The following is a 19,871-nucleotide window of genomic DNA, read 5'->3' as shown; positions in this document are numbered from 1 at the left end:
CCCACGATGCCAGACCGCCCACGGCCCACGAAGGGGCACAAGACCCGTGTCTAGGATCGGCACCATGGAATATCGACAGTTGGGACGTTCAGGCCTGAAAGTGTCGGCGCTGACCATGGGCACCATGACCTTCGGCGGTCAGGGGAACTTCGCCAACGTGGGTGACACGGACGTCGACGAGGCGCGGCGGCAGATCGACATGTGCCTCGAGGCCGGTGTCAACATGATCGACACGGCCGACGTGTACTCGTCCGGCCGTTCGGAGGAGATCGTCGGCGAGGCGGTCAAGGGGCGCCGGGACGACGTGCTGCTCGCCACCAAGGTCCGGATGCCGATGGGGCCCGGCCCCAACGACGCGGGCCTGTCCCGCCACCACATCGTGGCCGGTTGCGAGGCCAGCCTGCGGAGGCTCGGCACGGACCACATCGACCTGTACCAGGTGCACGAGTGGGACGGCGTCACCCCGCTCGAGGAGACCCTGGAGGCGCTGGACTCGCTGGTCCGCTCCGGCAAGGTGCGGTACGTCGGCGCGTCCAACTACACCGGCTGGCAGCTGATGAAGGCGCTCGGCACCGCGGACCGCCTGGGTTACCAGCGGTTCGTCAGCCAGCAGATCTTCTACTCGCCGCAGGCGCGCGAGGCGGAGTACGAGCTGATCCCGGCCGCGATCGACCAGGGGCTGGGCGTCCTGGTGTGGAGCCCGCTCGCCGGTGGCCTGATGTCGGGCAAGTACCGGCGCGGCCGTACGGCGCCGGAGGGGTCCCGGCTGCTCACCGAGTGGAACGAGCCGCCGGTCCGCGACGAGGACAAGCTGTACGACACGGTCGAGGTGCTCGTCGACATCGCCGAGGGGCACGGCGTGTCCGCCGCCCAGGTCGCGCTCGCGTACGTGCTCGGCCGCCCCGCCGTGACGTCACTGGTCATCGGCGCGCGTACGAGTGAGCAGCTCGCCGACAACCTCGCCGCCGCGGACCTGACGCTCGGCGAGGAGGAGCGCGCCCGGATCGACGAGGTCAGCGCGCTGCCGCTGATCTACCCGTACTGGCACCAGGCCGCCACCGCACGGGACCGCCTCTCCCCCGCCGACCTGGCCCTGCTCGGGCCGTACCTCGGCTAGGCCGAGCAGTTCCCCGGAGCCGCCTTACGCCGCCGAGGATTCGACGGCCCGTGCACGGACCGCTGCGCCGTTCGGGCGCCTCGTGGCCGTGCGGCACTCCTGGCTCGTCTCCGGCACGGAAGGCCGACAGACCAGCGGCGACGGACGCCCCGGCGGCCACCGGGGCGTCCGGCTCGGAGTCGCGAAGATCATCCGTCCAGGGGCGGGCGACGAGCAGGTCCGCCCAACGCGGGCGGACGGCGACCGCGCCGTCCGCGACGGGCGGCCGACCCGCACGAGCGCCTCCGGGTGTAACGCCATGGGGCGCTCTGACGCTGAGAGGGTGTTGACATCGGGATAACTGTGAGCATTGGGATTAAATGGGACAGAACCGGCCTGGGGTGACGCAGGTGCTGGAGCCGGAGCCGGTCTTCGTCGACCGGACGGGCAGGCGCCGGCGGCTTGCCCGTAACGTCGGCATCGCCGTCGGATGTCTACTCGCCGCCTACCTCGCGGTCGTCGCCTTCGGGCTGGTCAGCGGGGCCGACGCCCCCATGGCTCCGTGGCCTGATCCCAAGTCCTCACACCGCGCCGAAGCCCCCCGTCATGGCCGGATCGCGGCTCGGCCGGACACCCCGCGGCCGGACGACAGGCCCACGCCGGGCGCCACCGCGCGAAGCCGAGGCGCGCACTCGCCCGGCAGCGCTCCCACCACGGCGCGGTCCACCGCACCGGCCGCCGCGTCGTCGGCCCAGCCCGGGCAGGGCCACGCGTACGGCCGCACGAAGAGCCCGAACCCCCGGAAGCCGTGATGGCCGGCCGAAGCCGGCGCCGTGATCCGCGGGGGCACTGGATCCTTCTCATCCTCTGCGGATTCATCCTGGCCGCCGGGCTGCTCCTGCAGGGATACGCCCACGGCGCGGTGGGAGAGTCATCCCGGCACGACCACACCGGCGGCGGCCCGGCGCCGGCCGCCGCGACCCATGGCGGCCCCGTGCTCAACCTGTCCGGCGGACGGCCGCAGAGCGTCCGGGCGCCCCGGCACACCATCGCGCTGACCTTCGACGACGGACCCGATCCTCGCTGGACCCCGCAGATCCTCGATGTACTGCGCCGTCACCGGGCCCACGCCACCTTCTTCGTCGTCGGGGCGCGCGCCGCCGATCACCCCGGCCTCGTCCGCAGAGCCCTTCGCGAGGGCAACGAGATCGGCTCCCACACCTACACCCACATCGACATGGCCGGTTCGCCGGCGTGGCGGATCCGGCTGGAGCTCGGCCTGACGCAGCGGGCCCTGGCCGGCGCGGCCGGTGTCCACACGCGGCTGCTCCGCATGCCGTACTCCTCGTTGACCGCCGACATGTCCGCGCCCGAGTACCGCGCCGCGCAGGAGGCCGCGCGGCTGGGCTACGTACTGGTGAGCACCGACCGCGACACCGACGACTGGAAACGGCCGGGCGTCGCGCACATCGTCCAGGCCGCGACCCCACGGAACGGAGCGGGCGCGGTCGTGATGATGCATGACGCCGGCGGCGACCGCGCCCAGACCGTACGGGCGCTGGACACGCTTTTGACCGACCTGTCCGCGAAGGGTTATCGCTTCACCACACTGAGCGCGGCGACGCACCTTCCGGCCGCCGACGTGAGCGCTTCGACCACCGCCAAGGTGACCGGCGCGGCACTGGTCGACGGCCAGCGGGCCGCCGGCCGGCTGACGAGCGCGTTCGCCGCGCTGTTCGCGGTGGCGGCCGCACTCACCGGCCTGCGGCTGCTGGCACTGCCGATCTTCGCCCGCACGCACGTCCGGCGCACTCGGCGCGAGCGACGGCGCCGCGCCAAGCCCTGGCTGGCCGCGGGCACGGCACCGCCCCCGGTCTCGGTCGTCGTTCCCGCCTACAACGAGCAGGCCGGCCTCGCCGCCACCGTACGGTCGCTCGTGCGGACCGACTATCCGGCACCGATCGAAGTGATCATCGTTGACGACGGCTCGACGGACGACACTCCGTTCATCGGCCACCGGCTCGCCCAGGAGTTCCCCCATGTCGAGCTGGTACGCCGCCCGAACGGCGGCAAACCGGCCGCGCTCAACACCGGCATCGCCCATGCCCGGTACGACATCCTCGTCCTCGTGGACGGCGACACCGTCTTCCAGCCGGACACGATCGGCAAGCTCGTCGGGCAACTCGCCGACCCCACGGTCGGAGCGGTGAGCGGCAACACGAAGGTCGCCAACCGGAAGGGGCTCATCGGCCGCTGGCAGCACATCGAGTACGTCATCGGCTTCAACCTCGACCGCCGCATGTTCGACGTCCTCGAATGCATGCCCACCGTGCCCGGGGCGATCGGCGCCTTCCGCCGCCGCGCCCTCGCCGCTGTCGGCGGCCTGAGCACCGACACCCTCGCCGAGGACACCGACCTGACCATGGCGATCTGCCGCGCCGGCTGGCGCGTGGTGTACGAGGAGAGCGCCATCGCCTGGACCGAGGCGCCCTCCTCACTCCGGCAGCTCTGGCGGCAGCGGTATCGCTGGTGCTACGGCACCCTGCAGTCGATGTGGAAGCACCGGCGATCGCTCGTCGAGCGTGGCCGCTCGGGCCGGTTCGGCCGCCGCTGCCTGCCGTACCTGACGATCTTTCAGGTCGTGCTCCCCCTCTTCGCACCCGTGGTCGACATCTTCGCCGGCTACGGCCTGATCTTCCTCGACCCCGTCACCGTGACGGCGTCGTGGCTGGCGTTCGCGGGCGCCCAGGCACTGGCCTCCGTGTACGCCCTGCACCTCGACGGTGAGCGTCTCCGTACCCTCTGGGTGCTCCCTCTCCAGCAGGTCGTCTACCGCCAACTGATGTACCTCGTCGTCATCCAGTCCCTGGTCACCGCGATCCTGGGCGCACGGCTCCGCTGGCACGTCATCCGCCGCACCGGCACCTTCTCCGAGGAAGACCCCCTGCCGTCCCAGGCCAACGCCTGAGACCGTCGAACGCCCGGGGCCGAGGCCCACGGGACGAGAGGCGGCCGGCGAGTGTCCCGCGAAGAATTCTCCGGCGATCTGCTGCCAGGATGTCGAGAAACCGCGGGCGGCTTCTACCTGTGGGTGAGAGCGTCGGAAGGCGGCGCGACAGGGAGAGGACGAGACCGTGAAGTACATGATGCTGATGCAGTTCAGCGCCGCGCAGGCCGACTTCCCGAGCATCGACACCTGGTCGGCGGAGGAGGTCGCGGCGCATCTCGACTTCATGCGGCGCACCAACGAGGAGCTCGTCAAGTCCGGTGAGTTCGTCGACGGGCAGGGTCTGGCCATGCCCGACCAGGCCAAGATCGTACGCGCGGGCGACGGTGGCCGGCCGGTGGTCAGTGACGGGCCGTTCCCCGAGACCAAGGAGTTCCTCGCGGGCTGGTGGATCGTCGACTGCGAGACGCCCGAGCGCGTGGTCGAGCTGGCCGCCGCCGTGTCGGCCGCGCCCGGCCCGGGCGGCCGGCCGCTGAACATGCCGATCGAGGTCCGTGCGGTGATGGCGGCCCCGACCGAGGAGCTCTGACCTGGAGACGGGAGCCGATGACCTGCTGCGGACGCTGGCGCCGCAGGTCATCGGCGTGCTCTCCCGCCGGTTCGGCGACTTCGAGGCCGCCGAGGACGCCGTGCAGGAGGCGCTGCTGGCCGCGGCGACGCAGTGGCCGGCCGAGGGCGTGCCCGCCAACCCGCGGGGGTGGCTGATCCAGGTCGCCGCACGCCGCATGACCGAGCAGGTGCGCGGCGAGCAGGCGCGGCGGCGCCGGGAGGACCTGGTGGCCCGGCGGACGCCGGACGACCGCCGGTCGGCGCCGGCCGCCGACGAGGAGTACGCGGCGGACCGCGACGACACGCTGACCGTGCTGTTCCTGGCGTGCCACCCGTCGTTGACCCCGGCGTCGGCCATCGCGCTCACGTTGCGGTCCGTCGGCGGGCTGACGACCGCCGAGATCGCGGCGGCCTTCCTCGTGCCCGAGGCGACCATGGCGCAGCGGATCAGCCGCGCCAAGCAGCGCATCCGGGCCTCCGGCGTGCCGTTCCGCATGCCGTCGGAGCAGGAGTGGCCGGGCCGCCTGCGGTCCGTGCTGCACGTCCTCTACCTGATCTTCAACGAGGGGTACACCGGGACGACCGGTGCCGACCTGCACCGCGTCGAGCTGTCCCGGGAGGCGATCCGACTGGCCAGGGCGGTGCACGCACTGCTGCCCGACGACACCGAGGTGGCCGGGCTGCTGGCGCTGATGCTGCTGATCGAGGCACGGCGGCCGGCGCGCACCGGCCCGTCCGGCGAGCTGGTGCCCCTCGCCGAGCAGGACCGGAGCCGGTGGGACGGCGCGGCGATCGCGGAGGGCGTCGCGCTCATCACCGCGGCCCTGTCCCGGGGCGCGGTCGGCCCGTACCAGCTCCAGGCCGCGATCAACGCGGTCCACGACGAGGCGGCCACGGTCGAGGAGACCGACTGGCCGCAGATCCTCGCGCTGTACGGCCTGCTCGAACGCATGTCGGACAACCCGATGGTCACGCTGAACCGCGCCGTGGCGGCGGCCATGGCCGACGGCCCGGCGGCCGGTCTGGCGCTCCTCGACGCGCTGGAGTCCGACGGCCGGCTCTCCGGCCACCACCGGTGGCACGCGACCCGGGCCCACCTGCTGGAGATGCGCGGCGATCGCGCGGAGGCCGCGGAGCACTACCGCACGGCCGCCCGGCTGACGATGAGCCTGCCCGAACGCCGCTACCTCATCGGCCGCGCCGCCCGCCTCGCCGAAGGGACCCGGTAGGCGTCCCGGTGCTCCGCGCCGCCTGACGCGTTCCCGGTGCGGGTACGGATGAGGCATGGGGGATTCCGGAGTCATGCGGTGAGGGCGGTCGTCTTCGGGGGCACCCGTACGGTCGCGGTCGAGGACGTGCCGGACGCCCGGGTCGAGGAGCCGTCCGACGCCCTCGTCCGGGTGACCTCCAGCGCGATCTGCGGCACCGACCTGCACATGTACGACGGGCGTACGGGCGCCGAGCCCGGCATGGTCCTCGGCCACGAGCCGCTCGGCGTGGTCGAGAGCGTGGGCGACGCCGTACGGATGGTCGGACGCGGGGACCGGGTGGTGATCCCGACCCACCTCTACTGCGGGGTGTGCGTCAACTGCGCGCGCGGGCTGTCCGCGGCCTGCCTGCGCGTGCGTCCCGGCGGGTTCGGCGCCGCGTACGGCTACGCGGGGATGGGCTGCTACCGGGGCGCGCAGGCGGAGCTGCTGCGCGTGCCCTTCGCGGACGCCAACTGCGTCCCGGTGCCCGGTGAGCCGGACGACGTGTACGAGGACGACTTCGCGATGCTGCCCGACGCGTTCGTGACCGGCTGGCACGCGACCGAGCTGGCGTCGGTGTCCGCCGGGGCGTCCGTCGCGGTCTTCGGCGCGGGCACCATCGGGCTGCTCTCGGCGTACAGCGCGCTGCTCAAGGGCGCCGAGGAGGTCTACGTCGTCGACCAGGTGCCCGAGCGGCTGGACAAGGCGGCCGAGATCGGCGCCACCCCCATCGACTTCCGCGCGGGCGACCCGGTCGAGCAGATCCGCGACCTGCGCCGCGCCTCCGGGCCGCCGCCGGGTGAGGAGGCGCTGAGCGGGGTGGACGCCGGCATCGACGCGGTCGGCTTCCAGGCCCGCGACCGCCTCCGGCCCGGCGAGGAGAACCCCACGCAGGTGATCAGCGACCTGGCCCACCTGGTGAATCCGGCCGGGCACCTGGGCGTCATCGGGGTGTACGCCGAGAAGGACCTGTCCCCCGCCCCGCGCGGCCATACCGACGGCCGGCTCACGGTCCCGTGGGCCATGCTGTTCGCCAAGGGCGTGTCGGTGCGGTTCGGCCGTACCCACGACCGGCGCTACACCGTGCTGCTCCGGGACCTGATCCTGTCCGGCCGGGCCCATCCGGGCCTGGTCGTCACCCATCACGGGCCGATTGAGGAGGCGCCGGCGCTCTACCGGGCCTTCGGCCGGCGCTCCGACGGCGTCATCAAGGCCGTGCTTCGCCCCTGACGGGTGGTTCGTCCAGGACGGCGAGGTCCGGTGGGACCAGCGTGGTGGACAGGAGCAGCTCGCGGATCAGGTTGTGGTTGAGGGCGTTGCCGACCGGTTCGCCGATCTCGGCGCGGGTCAGGCCCGCGACGCCGCCGGCGGACAGCCGGTTGCGGACTCCGAGGACGAGGTGCTCGACCTTCTTGCGGGTCCAGCCGGCGTCCGGCCGCAGCTCGGCGAGCTGCGCGGCCGCCACGTGCCAGGACAGGGGCTGCGGGCGCGGCTCGTGCAGCAGGTAGCGCTGGCCGAGGACGATCAGCGCGAGGCGTTCGTCCTCGTCGAGCGCCCACATCCTGGGCGGCCGGGTGACGTCCTCGTGGCGGGGGGCGGGTCGCCGTCCGTCGGCGCCGGCGACGTACACCTCGAGCAGGTGCTCGCGTTCGTTGGACCCCCGGACGAACAGCGGCGTGTAGCCCTCGGCCAGCGGCACCGGCTCCTCGTTCCCGAACAGCAGCCGCGCGCCGGGCAGCCGGATCGGCAGCCGTCCGGTGTTGTGCAGCCACCACTGCCGGTCGCGGTGCACCAGGCTGCCGTGCCTGCGGCTCACCCGCAGGTCGTCCTCGCCGAGGCAGACGTGCACGTCGGGCCGGTTCCGGCCGAAGATCACCTCGCGGCCCTCGCCCGAGCCGAGCGCGATGCCCCCGGCGAGGGTCAGGGTGAAGATCGTGCCGGGCGCCGAAGGCGGGACACCACGGGCCAGGCTGCCGTGGCTCTCCGGCAACCTCGTGCCGCCGTCCATGGACCGAAGCGGACTCACCGGTGTCCTCCCGTCATAGCGCGGATCACGAGCCCTCCTTCGTCGGAGGGTGTGACCACAGGAGCGTGTCTTCGATTCCCTCGCTTCGCTCGGTCATGAGTCCTCCTGCGCAGGAGGGGATGACCCGTGTCGTCGATCGCCTCATTCGCTCGGTCATCGGCATCCCGGCTCCGCTCATGCCTTGGGCAGGCCGGCCGCGGCGGATGAGGCGAGGGCCTTCGCGTCGGCGCAGAGCCGGCTCTCGGACCGCGATCCGGACGCCACGAGGAAGACGATCTCGGCGGTCGTGTGTCCGTCGGTGTCGGTATAGGTGCGGTGCGTCACCTGGGCCACGCACGTGCCGTGACCGTCGCCGCCGGGCTGGATGAAGGCGGCGTGGCCGGCCAGGCGCACCGGCGTGCCGTCGTCCGCGGTCAGCGGGCCGTTGCGGTCGAAGCGCAGCTGCACGTCGGTGCCGCCGGTGCCTTTCCAGTGGCAGTCCCAGCGGGCGAAGCCCGGGTCGGCACGGCCGGCGCCGACCCGCGACAGCGCGGCGCGGGTGAGCAGCGCGCAGGCGTCCAGGCGGCCCAGCGACGCGGACGGCAGAGGCCGGGCGCGCCGTGGCATGACGCCCCGGGCCAGCACCGCCGCGGCCCGGTCGGTGGCGACCGTCGCCGCCGCGCACAGGTCGATCGTGCCGGGGCCCGTGCGCTGCGCGGCGACCGCGACGACGTGCCCGTCGGCGAGGGTCAGCTCCTCGTCGCACTCACCGTCGCCGAGCGGCTCGCGGATGATGCCGACCGTGCCGCGCCGCTCGACCCGGTCACGCGAGCCCGGCTCGGGCGCGGGGCCGTTCTCCAGCTCGACCTTGACGTCGGCGAGGTCGTCGTCGCCCCGCTGGATGAGCACGTCGCAGCGGTTGAAGTTGCCGTAGTCGGTGGACAGCTCGGTGCCGCCGAACCTCCGCAGGGACGCCGGGTCGACCAGAGCGCAGGGCTCGGCGGTACGCGGATCGCCGATCGCCGACGCGGGTGGGCTCGCCGACGCGGGCGAGCCTGCCGACCGCGCCGGCTCGTCCTCGGAGGAGGAGCGGCCCGCCCGGACGACCATCACCGTCGCGGCGGAGGCCAGGACGATCGTCGCCACGGCCACGGCGACGATCACGCGCCCCACCCGCCGGCGCTTCACCGGGGGCGGCGGGTCGGCACCGCCGGATTCGAGCAGGCGGCCCGCCTCGGCGGCGTCCGGCCGGTCGTCCGGATCCAGGCGCAGCATCGCCGACAGGGCGGCGCCCAGCGCTCCCGGCGCGGTGGGCGCGGCGACGTGGCCGGACGCCGAACGCCAGACGGCGGTCATCGGGCCCCCGCCGTCGCCGAGCGGTGATTCGCCCTCCGCGGCGGCGAACAGGGTGGCGCCCAGCGAGAAGACGTCGGCCGCGGGAAGGGGCTTCGCGCCGCGGGCGACCTCCGGGGCGACGTACGCGGGGGTGCCGCGGAACAGGCCGCTGTCGCTGACCGTCTCGTCGGCCCAGAGCGCGCGGGAGACTCCGAAGTCGGTGAGCTTGGCGTCGCCGGACTCGGTGATCAGGACGTTGGCCGGCTTCACGTCGCCGTGGACGATGCCTTGCGCGTGCACGGCGGCGAGCGCGTCGGCGAGCTGGCGGCCGATCCGCGTGACCGCCTCCGGCGTGAGGACGCCGTCGGAGGCGATGACGTCGGCGAGGTTGCGCGAGGGGACGTACTCCATCACGAGCCAGGTCGCGGCGTCCTCGGTGACCAGGTCATAGAGGGTCACGACGCGCGGATGGTCGATGCCTCCGACGATGCGGGCCTCACGGGAGAGCTCGCGCAGACGCCGCTCGTCGGCGGCCGGGTGCGCGCGCTTGAGCGCCACCGGACGGTCGAGGCGCTCGTCGCGCGCGAGCCAGACGGCACCCATCCCGCCCGAGCCGATCTGGCGCTCGACCCGGTATCGGCCCGCGACCAGAGCACCGATCCGTACCGTCACTGTCTCCACCCCACCGGGGTCCGTGGGTGCCCGCCTGTCACCGAAAGACTACGGCGCGACGCCCCCGTAGGGGAACGAATCATCCGGACCGTTGACTTTCGGTCAGACCGGGCGGCCCCCAGAGGCCGTGGCGCCGCGTACGTACTCCGAGGTCACAGGCCTCTCGTGCGCGGCTTTGTGCACGACCCCGTACGTGGCGCCCTCCGCAGGGCACTCCGGGCCCGTACGCGTGCGGCGCCTGGGCCGTTCACGCTGCTCGGGCGGGCAAGCGATTCCCGACCCATCGGCCGTTATGGGTGACAGTGCTGGTGCGAGTTGCTTAACTAATGACCGATCTTGTCGTGAATCGCCGCCCGGTCCCAGGTCGGCGCCCACTCAGCGGAGGTGGTTGATGCGAGCCGGACCGCCCCTGATCGTGGCGTGGTTGATCATCGGCGGGCTCGCCGCGGGACAGCGCCACTACTACTCTCACTTCGACGCCAGCTGCGGCAGGTTCGCCACCATCGGCGTCACGATCATCTCCGGCCCGCTCAACTACGCCGGTCTCAATCCGTGGGTGGCCTGCAAGGTTCCGCAGCCCAGCCGGTGACGCCGCCCGATAGTCTCGAGTCGGCCCGCAGCGCCCCGGAAGCGCGCCTCGAAGCGCGCGGAGGACTGAGGACTCCGTTCCGACCCACCCGGCCAAGCTGTATACGAAATCCGTAACCTGCCCAGGTGGCTGATACGGAACTGCCCATAGAAACGAACAATTCAAGTGTGTCCTCGTCCCGGAGGCCCGCGCCGCGGACGTCCGGCCCACTGAGCCCGGCTGGGGGCGGCGGCTCAGCGGTCCGGAAGACGTGACCGGCGGCCCGACGTCGCCGCGGACCCGGCGAGGATACGGGCCGGCGGAGCCTCAGCACCGTTTCGGGGGGGTGTGCTGAGGCCCGCCGGCCGGACCCGCCCCCGGCCCACTCCCGTGGCCCCGGGCTCGGCCGCACGACCGGCGCACGCCCACCCACGCCGGACAGTCTCATAGGGGCCCTGACCAGGTAGGTTGTAAGTCTGGTGGCTGATGGACCCACGGCGGCGAGCATCCCGCCGTATGCCTTCGATGCTCAGACCGGAGTCGACCTCGAACGCTCGTCGCGGCGCGGCTGGCGTGGCCGCGGCCGAGAGTGGCAGGCCGTCATGGCCGCGATCGAGGCCGCCCAGCACAGCCGGGGCAGCGTGCTTCTCGTCGAGGGCCAGTCCGGCATGGGCAAGAGCCGGTTGCTCTGCGACGCCGTCGAGGCGGCGGCCACCCGTGGATTCATGCTCGCGCACGGCGCGGCTGACGAGCCGAGCCGGCTCGCGCCGCTCGTCCCGTTGATGACCGCCCTCGGGGAGTCCCCGCAGACGTTGCGCGAGGGTCTGGACGCCAGCGTGGAAACGGCCGACCTGCGGCTGCGGCTGCTCGATCGGTTGCAGAACCGCCTGGAGGAGCGCGTGGCGCGCGGCCCGTTCCTGATCGCGCTGGACGACCTGCAGTGGGCCGACCCGACGACCCTGCTCGCGCTCCGGTCGATCGTTCCCGAGCTGGCCTCCTACCCGCTGGTGTGGATCCTGGCACGGACGACGGGGATCGCCGCGTCCGGCGCCGACCGGGTGTTCGAGATCCTGGCGCGGGACGGAGCCGTCCGCATCGCCCTGGAGCCGCTGAGCGAACAGGCGGTGGCCGAGGTGATCGACGACCTGCTCGGCGCGGCGCCGGGACCCGACCTGCTCGCGATGACGGCGGCGACCGGCGGTAACCCGTTCCTGCTGGTGGAGCTGTTGCGCGGCCTCTACGACGAGCATGCGGTGCGAGCCGCCGACGGCCGGCTGACGCTGGTCTCGCGGCAGTTGCCCCGGCGAATGCAGGAGATCGCGCGCAGCCGGCTGGGCCGGCTGTCCCCGCACACCCGGCATCTGCTCCAGGTCGCCGCCGTGCTGGGGCGTTCCTTCCGCGTGGACGACCTGGCCGAGATGTTCGACGAGCCGCCCAGCCGCCTGCTGCCCGCGCTGGAGGAGGCGGAGTCGGAGGCCGTGGTGGCCGCCGCGGGCGACCAGCTGACGTTCCGGCACGAACTGGTCTGGCAGGCCGTGGCCGAGACCGTCACCGTGCCGGTCCGCCACGCGCTGCACCGGCAGGCCGCGGAGATGCTGCTGAGACGCGGCGGCTCGGCCATCCCGGCCGCCGCTCACCTCATGCACTACGCCCGGCCCGGCGACACCCACGCGCTGAAGGGGCTCGACCAGGCCGTACGCGAGGTGCTGCCGTCCTCCCCGCAGAGCGCCGCCGACCTCGCCGTACGGGCCCTCGAACTGACCGCGCCCGGCGATCCGGACCGCGTCGACCGTACGGTGACGGCCGTCTACGCGCTGACGACCTGCGGGCGGCTGCCCGAGGCCGCCGACTTCGCCCGTGCCGCGATGGGCCAGGCCGAACACCCCGGTCAGGCCGCGCGGCTGCGGTCCGAGCTGGCGTACGCCCTGCTGCTGGCCGGCCGGCCGGCGGACGCGGTGCGCGAGGCCGAGAAGGCGCTCGCCCAGCCGGACCTGGCCGGCGACAAGCGCGGCCTGGCCGAGCAGGTCTTCCTGCGCGGCCTGTACGCCACCCACGAGTTCCGGCGGGGACGGGAACTGGCCGAGGAGATCATCGACTCCGGCCGGCAGCACAGCCGCGCCGCCCGGGTGGGCGCGCGGATGCTGTTCTCCTACCTCGCCTGGGGCGACGGTCACGCCGCCGACGGGATCAGCCACGTACGCGAGGCGGTGCGCATCGCCCCCCGTGACGACGACGAGGCGCGGCGCGTCCACCCGCGCCTGCACCTGGCCACCCTGCTCACCGACATGCGGAGGCTGGATGAGGCGGAGGCGCAGCTCAGCCAGGTCACCGAGGAGATCGCCGAGTTCGGGCAGGCGGCCTACGCGGCCGCGCCCGCGATCTTCCGCGCCCGGCTGCGGCTCGCCCAGGGGCGGCTCGACGACGCCGAGGCGGAGGCGCAGGCGGGGCTGGCGATCGCCGACCAGATGGGCACGCACGCGTTCGTGCTGCTGGGTCTCGCGGTGCTGATCGCCGTCGCCGTACGGCGCGGGGACCTCGACGCCGCCACCGGTCACCTTCAGCGGTACGAGGAGCGGTTCCGGGCGGGCGCGAGGTTCGGGCTGGCCTGGGGCCGGTGGGCCGTGGCAACGCTCGACGAGGCGCGCGACGGCCCGGCCAGGGCCTTCGAGACGCTCCGCCCCGTCTGCGCCGACCCGGCCGAACGACGCTGGCTGCTGATGTCCGAGCCCGACGCCGCCGCCTGGCTGGCGCGTACCGCGCTCGCCGCCGGGGACCGGCCCTCCGCCGAGGCCGTCACCGTGACGGCCGAGCAGCTCGCCCGCGAGAACACCGGCTTTCCCGCGCTGGCGGCCTCGGCCGCGCACGCCCGGGGCATCCTGCGCGGCGACCGGGTGACGCTGGCGCACGCCGCGGCGTCCCACCCCTGCCCGTGGGGGCGCGCCTCGGCCGCGGAGGATCTCGGCGTCCTGCTCGCCGGGTCCCGGAACGTGGACGACGGCGCGCCGATCGAGGCCCTGGACCGGGCGCTGGAGGGCTACCAGCGGCTCGGCGCGCTGCGTGACGCCGCCCGGATCCGGGCCCGGCTGCGCCGGCTGGGCGTACGCCGGCGCCACTGGACCCAGTCCGAGCGTCCGGTCTCCGGCTGGTCGAGCCTGACCGAGACCGAGCGGAACGTCGCCGCCCTGGCCGCGCAGGGCCTGACCAACCCGCAGGTCGCGACGCAGATGTTCGTCTCACCGCACACGGTGAAGTTCCACCTGCGCCAGGTGTTCCGCAAGCTGGGGATCGCCTCGCGGGTCGAGCTGGCCCGGCTGGCCGCCGAGCACGCCTCGGAGCCCCCGCGTTCCGAGGCCTGACGCCCGGTCGTGATCAGCCCATGGTCTTGGCCCCGTCGAGGGACTCGCGGATGATGTCGGCGTGGCCGGCGTGCTGCGCGGTCTCGGCCAGGATGTGGATCAGCACGCGACGGGCCGACCAGCGCTCGCCCGGCTTGAACCAGGGCGCCTCCGGCAGCGGGCGTGAGACGCCCAGGTCGGACAGGCCCCGTACGATCTCCTCGGTGCGGCGGGCGGCCTCCTCGTAGCCGGCCAGCACGTCCGCGAGGGTCTCCCCCGCCAGCATGCGGAACTGCTCCTCCCAGTTCCCACCGCCCGTGGCGACGGTGTCGGTGCCGTCGACGACGAAGTCCATCCAGGCGCTCTCGACCGTTGCGACGTGCTTGATCAGCCCGCCGAGGCACAGCTCGCTCGCGGTCGTACGGCGACCCGCCTGCTCGTCGGTCAGGTCGCGCACGGTGTGGCGCAGGAAGAACCGCTGTGTGGCCAGGGCCTCCAGCAGGGTCTCGGTCTCAGCCGTCGCGGTCGTGGCGGTCTCGTGCGTGGTGGTCATGTCCTCGCCCCTTTTCTCTCGGCGGTCACGAATGACACTAGGGACGATTGCGGCCAGTTTCCGTCCTGAATGACCGCCGCCGCGAAAAGAGGCCCCCGGGTTCGCCGGGGGCCTCGTTCGCGTGTCGTTCGGTCCGCTACCGCGCCTTGCCGCTGCTGGTGGCGGCGGGCGGCGTCGGGTCGCCGAGCTGCGAGACGTGCACCGTGTCGGTCTTCGGCAGGGTGCCGTTCAGGAAGTAGGCGTCGAAGTAGGAGTCGACGCCACCGGGGCGCAGGTCGCCGCGGTGGACGATGCAGTGCGTACGGTCACCGTCCTGGACCACCAGGTGCGAACCCCGGAGGATCTTGTGCAGCTCCAGCGCGCCGGCGTACGGCGTGGCCGCGTCGTCGGTGGCCTGGAACATCAGGATGTTGTTCGGCAGGTTCTTGCTCTGGCCGACCTTGACCGGCGTGCCGGCCTTGGCGCCCCAGAACATGCACGGCGCGTTGAACCAGACGTTGCTCCAGGTCAGGAACGGGTTGTTCCGGTTGACGCGGACGGCGTCGGCGTGCCACTTGGCCCAGCTCTTCGGCCACTGCGTGTCGCTGCACTGGACGGCGTTGTAGACGGCGAAGGTGTTGTCGTCGCTGCCGCCGGTGGTCGGGGCGCCGAACGTCCCGGCAAAGGTCGCGACGTCACCGGCCTTGTAGGCCGACAGCGCCGCCGCGTACGAGTGCCAGACCGCCTGGCTGCGGCGGTAGGCCGCGTTCTGGATGTTGTCCACCAGCTCGTCCTCGCCGACCGCGACGGTCTTGCCGCCGGAGGTGTACGTCAGCGGGTGCGCGGCCAGCTTGTCCTGGAGGGCGTAGTAGTAGCTCCGGACGGCGGCCTGGGTGGTGCCCAGGTGGTAGGTGGAGTCGTACTTGGCGATCCAGCCGAAGTAGTAGTCCATGTTCTTGTTGAACGCGACGTCCTGGGTGAGCTGGGCGTCGTACCAGACGTTCTTCGGCGTCACGTTGCCGTCGAGGACCATGCGGCCGACGTTCTGCCCGAAGACGGTGGCGTAGACCTGGCCGAGGTAGGTGCCGTAGGAGGCGCCGTAGTAGTCCAGCTTCTTGTGGCCCAGGGCCTGGCGGATCGTGTCCATGTCACGGACGGAGTCGATCGTCTTGATGTGGTCGAGCAGGTCGACCTTGGCACCGCGGCCGAACTTGCGCGTGCACGCGTCGGCGTAGTCCTTGGACTTCTCCAGCCAGGTGGCGTCGTCCTGGCGCCCGCCCGTGCCGTACTCCGGCCGCGGGGCGTCGCTGTAGTCGACGTCGCAGCTCAGCTTGGGCGTGCTGAACCCGACACCGCGCGGGTCGAAGCCGATGACGTTGTACGCCGCCTGCATCGGGGCGGAGTTGCGCGCGTAGACGCTCGCGCCGAACAGCGCGCCCTCGCCACCCGGGCCACCCGGGTTGACCAGGATGTCGCCCTTGGCCGCGCCCGATCCCTGGTGCGGCAGGCGGGTCAGCTCAAGAGTGATCTTCTGCCCGCCCGGGTGGGCGTAGTCCAGCGGCACCTGGAGCTCGGCACACTGAATGATCTTCGACACCTGGACGGGGCCTGCGCTGTCGTAGGCCTTGGCGCCGTTCACGATGTCCGCCCGGCAGGTGTGCCAGGCGAGGCTCGCCGGATGGAACGCCCCCGACGTTCCCGTGGTCGCGGACGCGCTTGTGGCGCCGAGGCCGGTGAGGCCCAGCCCGGCCGTCGCGGCCACGGCAAGAAGCTTCTTCACGAAACCCCCTTACAGGTCGGGCTACGTTTCGCCCGAAATGGTGAACAAGGGGTGATTGTCGCGAGACCCCATGGTCGACTGAAGACGACGGTGCAGATGGTTGCCGAATCGTGACAAATTACCCAATCCGGTACAGCACTGTCGAGAGCCGTAATTTCGCATCAGATCGTACGTTTCCCCTGTTGAGTCTCGGTAACCCCAGAAATACGCCGAGACACGGAGATAACGGAGTTATCGCAGGACTCTCGCGTGGTGGGGGACGGGCACATCTCGGCCACCTCGGCGGATGAGGCGACGAAGGTCCGCGGTCAGGAGATCACCGACGACGTTTCCGCAATGTTTCCCGGCACGGTGCCGCGGCGCGGTCACGCCGTAGCGCGACACGGTCACGCTCACGGCCGTGAGGATCGCGATTGTCACTGAGTCGTTCCTGCCCCACGTCAACGGCGTGACCAACTCCGTCTGCCGGGTCCTGGAGCACCTGGCCCGCCGCGGGCACGAGGCGCTCGTGGTCGCGCCGGGCCCGGGCCCGGGCGTCCGCGACGACCGGCTGCGGCTGACGGCCGGGGTGCCCCTCCCCTTCTACCGCTCGTTCGTCGTCGGCCTGCCCAGCCGGCACGTGACACCGGCGCTGCGCGACTTCCGGCCCGACGTCGTGCATCTCGCCTCGCCGCTGATGCTCGGCACCTCCGGCGTCGCGGCCGCCCGCCGGCTCGGCGTGCCGACCGTGGCCGTGTTCCAGACCGACCTCGTCGGGTTCGCCCGCCGGTACGGCCTGCGCGGCGCCGACTCGCTCGTGTGGGCCTGGCTCCGGCACATCTACGAGCGGGCCGACCGTACGCTGGCGCCCTCCCGGCCGACACTGGACGAGCTACGCAAACGCGGGTTTCCCCGGCTGGCGCTGTGGGCCCGCGGAGTCGATGACCAGCGTTTCCATCCCCGGCACCGGTCGAGGGAGCTGCGCGAGCGCCTGGCGCCCGGCGGCGAGGCGCTCGTCGGGTACGTCGGACGGCTCGCCACCGAGAAGCGCCCGTGGCTGCTCGCGCACCTGGCCGGTCTGCCCGGCGTACGTCTCGTCGTCGTCGGGGACGGCCCGGCCCGGCGGCGGCTGGAGCGGCTGCTGCCGGGGGCGATCTTCACCGGCTTCCGCACCGGCCAGGAGCTGGCGACGCTGACCGCGTCCCTGGACGTGTTCGTGCACACCGGCGCCGACGAGACCTTCGGCCAGGCGGTGCAGGAGGCACTCGCCGCGGGGCTGCCGGTCGTCGCGCCCGCCTCGGGCGGCCCGCTGGACCTCGTACGGCCGGGGCACAACGGCCTCCTCTACCCGCCCGACGACCCCGCCGCCATGCGTGCCGCCGTCGCGACACTGGCGTCCGACGCCGCCCTGCGGGCCCGGATGGGCGCTCATGCGCGGCTGTCCGTGCACGGCCGCGGCTGGGCCGGCGTCTGCGACGAGCTCATCGGCCACTACCAGGCGGTCCTCGGAATGACGCCTGCCGAGCACGCGGCCTGACTCCGGCGGTCGGGCGCGTACCGGCGGATGGCGATTCCGGAGCAGGGCCCGCTCGCCATGGCGCCGGTCAGAGTCCCGGCATGAGGCCGAGCGCGGTCAGCACGGCCGGCACGGCGACCAGGAGGCCGCCCAGCAGCACGGGCGCGCCCACGACGCCGAGCACCGCGACGCCTCTGCGCAGCCCCTGGCGCCGCTGGTAGGAGACCGTCAGGATCCCGTAGCCGGCGGCGAGCGACAGGAAGAAGAGCACGTAGGCGACGCTGCGGACGGTGAACTGGTCGGTGCTGCCCATCAGGCCCAGGCCGATGCCGACCGCCTCGACCATGCTGCCCAGCACGTACAGGGTGAGCAGCGCGAACGCCCCCCACAACAGCACGCCCAAGCGCTCCGGGGAAAGGAGCCGCGGGCGCCCGGCGATCGACAGCAGGGCCACCGCCGCCCCCAGCACCTTCAGCCCGACGACGAGCCAGTTCATCACGGCGATCCCGGACGCGTATCCGGCGTACGGACCGTCGGCGAAGCGGTCCGTGATCTCGAAGGCGACGTTGACGACGGCGAACCCGAGGCAGAGCAGGGCCACCAGGGCACCCGTCACGACGACACGGGCGCCGGGGCGCGGCCGTGGGTCGCGGCGATCGGTTACGGAAGCGGTCAGAGCCATGCCGAACAGTAAATTCGGCCCCGGTGACCGCGTCCTCCCCCGCGTGGGGGAGGTTCGGTGACCGGGGCCGCTCTGAAGGGGGATCAGGCGGAGATCTGGACGGGAGTGCCGAGCGGCAGCATCTTCGCCAGCTTCGTGATCATCGTGTTGCTGATGCGGATGCACCCGTGGCTGACCGAGGTGCCCAGCAGCTCGGGCTGGTTGGTGCCGTGGATGCCGATGACCGGGTCATGGCCGTTGAACTGGGTGAGCGCCGTCGACTGCCCGGACAGCCCGTACGCGTACGGGCCGTAGTCGCCCTTCGGGTTCGGCGGCTGGAGGAGTTCGGTGAGGTAGTAGGCGCCGCCGGGCGTCGGGGTGTCGGACTTGCCGATCGCCGCCGGGGTGCTGATCATCACCTTCTTGCCCTGGTAGAGCTTCAGGCGGTGGGCCGACCGGAGCACCTGGATCCAGTAGCCGGTCTTGGCGGTACGGACCTCGCGGGTGGGGATCCAGCCGGTGCTGCCGTTCGGCTGCACCGGGAGGAAGGCGTGCAGCCATCCGGGCTTGCTGTCCATCACGAGGAACACGCGCGGTGCGCCGTCGGGGTTCGGGCTGTGCAGCTTCATGCTCGGCGACGCGTCGCCGGCCTGCTGGTAGATGTCGACCGTCGCGTTCCGCGCGGTGGCGATCGTGCTGGGGCCGTTCCCGAAGTCGTACGACGCCGTGGTCGGCTTGGCCGCCGGGGTGCCGCCGGACGGGGCGCCGCTCGCCGCCTTGTGATCGGAACCACCGCAGCCGGCCAGGGTGAGGCTCAGCACGACGCCGGACGCCACGACGGCCGCTCGCGTTCCCGGGCTGAATGACATCGATTCCTGCTCCTCGATGACGTCGGTGACGCGGCCGGCCCGGGAACGCCCTCGCTCCCGGGCCGGCCTCTTCGATCTTCGTCAGCCGGTGAACTGCGGCTGGGCCTTCACGGGAGTCGCGGGGCGCGCCTCACCGCTCGGCGGGGTGGCGGGCTTGGGGGCCTCGCTGGTCTTGGTCGGCTTCGGAGACGGCTTGGGCTTCTCCGGCGGCGGGGCCGAAGGCCTGGTGCCCTTGCAGTGCTGCTTGAGCAGGCCGATCGCACCGTGCCGCTGCCAGACCGGCAGGTTCCGCCGGTCGGGTCGGTAGGCGGTGACGATCACCTTGGTGGCGTGCGTCGGGAGCAGCACGGTGCCGCGGGCGGGCACACTGATCTTGCCCTGGCTGTGGCCGCCCTTGTTGTCGGCCCACGTGGCGGGCACGGAGCCCCAGCCATTGGGGTTGCTGAGCAGCCAGGTCGCCTGGCCGTCCTTGCCGCAGAGCGAGCGGAGCCGGAGAGAGGGATCGCTGTCGCTACAGGCCCAGGCGGGAGCGGCGGCCATCGTGGTGACGGCGACGGCCGCGGCGGCTCCGGCCAGAGTCAAACTCGCCTTCTTCAGGCGCATGGGAGAAATCCTCCTGCCAAGGAGTGGATTGAGACGCCGTGAGACGGAAACATCATCGGCGCATCCGGCACACTATCCCCCCACAAGCCACTTATGCCGCCTAAGTAACAAGCC

16 protein-coding genes are annotated in these 19,871 nt (G+C 72.6%); 9 read left to right on the top strand and 7 right to left on the bottom strand.

Translation table 11 applies throughout. The annotated features are described in order from the left end of the window. Positions 1–64 precede the first annotated feature (64 nt). The 6 genes from ABEA10_RS37840 to ABEA10_RS37815 all read left to right on the top strand — a co-directional run bounded on the left by ABEA10_RS37840 (position 65) and on the right by ABEA10_RS37815 (position 7,132). Positions 65–1,117: an aldo/keto reductase gene (locus ABEA10_RS37840; protein ID WP_345472322.1), complete on the top strand. Its 1,053-nt coding sequence runs from the start codon at positions 65–67 to the stop codon at positions 1,115–1,117. Between the two features lie 359 nt (positions 1,118–1,476). Beyond that, on the top strand, positions 1,477–1,908 hold the full coding sequence (locus ABEA10_RS37835; protein WP_345472320.1) for a hypothetical protein: 432 nt from the start codon (positions 1,477–1,479) through the stop codon (positions 1,906–1,908). Continuing rightward, complete coding sequence (locus ABEA10_RS37830; RefSeq protein ID WP_345472318.1) at positions 1,908–4,064, top strand: bifunctional polysaccharide deacetylase/glycosyltransferase family 2 protein; 2,157 nt, start codon at positions 1,908–1,910, stop codon at positions 4,062–4,064. The genes ABEA10_RS37835 and ABEA10_RS37830 overlap by 1 nt, the downstream gene beginning before the upstream one ends. 175 nt (positions 4,065–4,239) lie before the next feature. Next, positions 4,240–4,632 (top strand): YciI family protein, encoded by a 393-nt coding sequence (locus ABEA10_RS37825; RefSeq protein WP_345472839.1) that lies wholly within the window; start codon positions 4,240–4,242, stop codon positions 4,630–4,632. Between the two features lies 1 nt (position 4,633). After that, on the top strand, positions 4,634–5,881 hold the full coding sequence (locus ABEA10_RS37820; protein WP_345472837.1) for an RNA polymerase sigma factor: 1,248 nt from the start codon (positions 4,634–4,636) through the stop codon (positions 5,879–5,881). Between the two features lie 78 nt (positions 5,882–5,959). Beyond that, positions 5,960–7,132, top strand: a complete 1,173-nt coding sequence (locus ABEA10_RS37815) for a glutathione-independent formaldehyde dehydrogenase (RefSeq protein ID WP_345472316.1) — start codon at positions 5,960–5,962, stop codon at positions 7,130–7,132. Here ABEA10_RS37815 and ABEA10_RS37810 read toward each other — a convergent pair. Both ABEA10_RS37810 and ABEA10_RS37805 read right to left on the bottom strand, forming a co-directional pair. Then, the gene (locus ABEA10_RS37810; protein WP_345472314.1) at positions 7,110–7,928 is read right to left on the bottom strand and encodes an FHA domain-containing protein; all 819 of its coding nucleotides are present in this window, start codon (positions 7,926–7,928) and stop codon (positions 7,110–7,112) included. The genes ABEA10_RS37815 and ABEA10_RS37810 overlap by 23 nt on opposite strands. 174 nt (positions 7,929–8,102) lie before the next feature. Continuing rightward, positions 8,103–9,914 carry a serine/threonine-protein kinase gene (locus ABEA10_RS37805; protein WP_345472312.1) on the bottom strand — a complete coding sequence of 604 codons (1,812 nt, stop codon included), beginning with the start codon at positions 9,912–9,914 and terminating at the stop codon, positions 8,103–8,105. Between the two features lie 391 nt (positions 9,915–10,305). Between ABEA10_RS37805 and ABEA10_RS37800 the strand changes: the two genes are divergently transcribed. Then, positions 10,306–10,503 carry a hypothetical protein gene (locus ABEA10_RS37800; protein ID WP_329245219.1) on the top strand — a complete coding sequence of 66 codons (198 nt, stop codon included), beginning with the start codon at positions 10,306–10,308 and terminating at the stop codon, positions 10,501–10,503. A gap of 458 nt (positions 10,504–10,961) precedes the next feature. Next, positions 10,962–13,838, top strand: a complete 2,877-nt coding sequence (locus tag ABEA10_RS37795; protein WP_345472309.1) for a helix-turn-helix transcriptional regulator — start codon at positions 10,962–10,964, stop codon at positions 13,836–13,838. Positions 13,839–13,851: 13 nt separating this feature from the next. On the opposite strand, the gene ABEA10_RS37790 is transcribed toward ABEA10_RS37795, so the two are convergent. Both ABEA10_RS37790 and ABEA10_RS37785 read right to left on the bottom strand, forming a co-directional pair. Next, a complete protein-coding gene (locus ABEA10_RS37790; RefSeq protein ID WP_345472307.1) occupies positions 13,852–14,370 on the bottom strand; it encodes a DinB family protein in 519 nt (172 codons plus the stop codon). A gap of 136 nt (positions 14,371–14,506) precedes the next feature. Then, on the bottom strand, positions 14,507–16,129 hold the full coding sequence (locus ABEA10_RS37785; RefSeq protein WP_345472305.1) for an alpha/beta fold hydrolase: 1,623 nt from the start codon (positions 16,127–16,129) through the stop codon (positions 14,507–14,509). Positions 16,130–16,529: 400 nt separating this feature from the next. On the opposite strand from ABEA10_RS37785, the gene ABEA10_RS37780 reads away from it, so the two are divergent. Continuing rightward, positions 16,530–17,645: a glycosyltransferase family 4 protein gene (locus tag ABEA10_RS37780; protein WP_345472303.1), complete on the top strand. Its 1,116-nt coding sequence runs from the start codon at positions 16,530–16,532 to the stop codon at positions 17,643–17,645. A gap of 67 nt (positions 17,646–17,712) precedes the next feature. Here the strand turns inward: ABEA10_RS37780 and ABEA10_RS37775 are convergent, their stop codons facing one another. The 3 genes from ABEA10_RS37775 to ABEA10_RS37765 form a co-directional block, all read right to left on the bottom strand. Continuing rightward, positions 17,713–18,306, bottom strand: a complete 594-nt coding sequence (locus tag ABEA10_RS37775; RefSeq protein WP_345472301.1) for a hypothetical protein — start codon at positions 18,304–18,306, stop codon at positions 17,713–17,715. An 83-nt stretch (positions 18,307–18,389) separates the two neighbouring features. Continuing rightward, positions 18,390–19,154, bottom strand: coding sequence for a L,D-transpeptidase (locus ABEA10_RS37770; protein ID WP_345472300.1), 765 nt, complete (start codon positions 19,152–19,154; stop codon positions 18,390–18,392). Positions 19,155–19,235: 81 nt separating this feature from the next. After that, the gene (locus ABEA10_RS37765) at positions 19,236–19,757 is read right to left on the bottom strand and encodes a hypothetical protein (RefSeq protein WP_345472298.1); all 522 of its coding nucleotides are present in this window, start codon (positions 19,755–19,757) and stop codon (positions 19,236–19,238) included. Positions 19,758–19,871: the final 114 nt, after the last annotated feature.

Origin of the sequence: Actinoallomurus oryzae, assembly GCF_039541955.1 — a bacterium.
Classification (GTDB): Bacteria; Actinomycetota; Actinomycetes; order Streptosporangiales; family Streptosporangiaceae; genus Actinoallomurus; species Actinoallomurus oryzae.
This window is presented reverse-complemented; position numbering and strand designations above follow the sequence as displayed.

What these genes read in the sequence shown, in the direction of transcription:
- ABEA10_RS37835 (WP_345472320.1), top strand. Translation starts at nt 1,477, where the DNA reads ATGGGACAGAACCGGCCTGGGGTGACGCAGGTGCTGGAGCCGGAGCCG.
- ABEA10_RS37775 (WP_345472301.1), bottom strand. Translation starts at nt 18,306, where the DNA reads ATGGCTCTGACCGCTTCCGTAACCGATCGCCGCGACCCACGGCCGCGC.
- ABEA10_RS37765 (WP_345472298.1), bottom strand. Translation starts at nt 19,757, where the DNA reads ATGCGCCTGAAGAAGGCGAGTTTGACTCTGGCCGGAGCCGCCGCGGCC.
- ABEA10_RS37830 (WP_345472318.1), top strand. Translation starts at nt 1,908, where the DNA reads ATGGCCGGCCGAAGCCGGCGCCGTGATCCGCGGGGGCACTGGATCCTT.
- ABEA10_RS37840 (WP_345472322.1), top strand. Translation starts at nt 65, where the DNA reads ATGGAATATCGACAGTTGGGACGTTCAGGCCTGAAAGTGTCGGCGCTG.
- ABEA10_RS37825 (WP_345472839.1), top strand. Translation starts at nt 4,240, where the DNA reads ATGATGCTGATGCAGTTCAGCGCCGCGCAGGCCGACTTCCCGAGCATC.
- ABEA10_RS37790 (WP_345472307.1), bottom strand. Translation starts at nt 14,370, where the DNA reads ATGACCACCACGCACGAGACCGCCACGACCGCGACGGCTGAGACCGAG.
- ABEA10_RS37800 (WP_329245219.1), top strand. Translation starts at nt 10,306, where the DNA reads ATGCGAGCCGGACCGCCCCTGATCGTGGCGTGGTTGATCATCGGCGGG.
- ABEA10_RS37770 (WP_345472300.1), bottom strand. Translation starts at nt 19,154, where the DNA reads ATGTCATTCAGCCCGGGAACGCGAGCGGCCGTCGTGGCGTCCGGCGTC.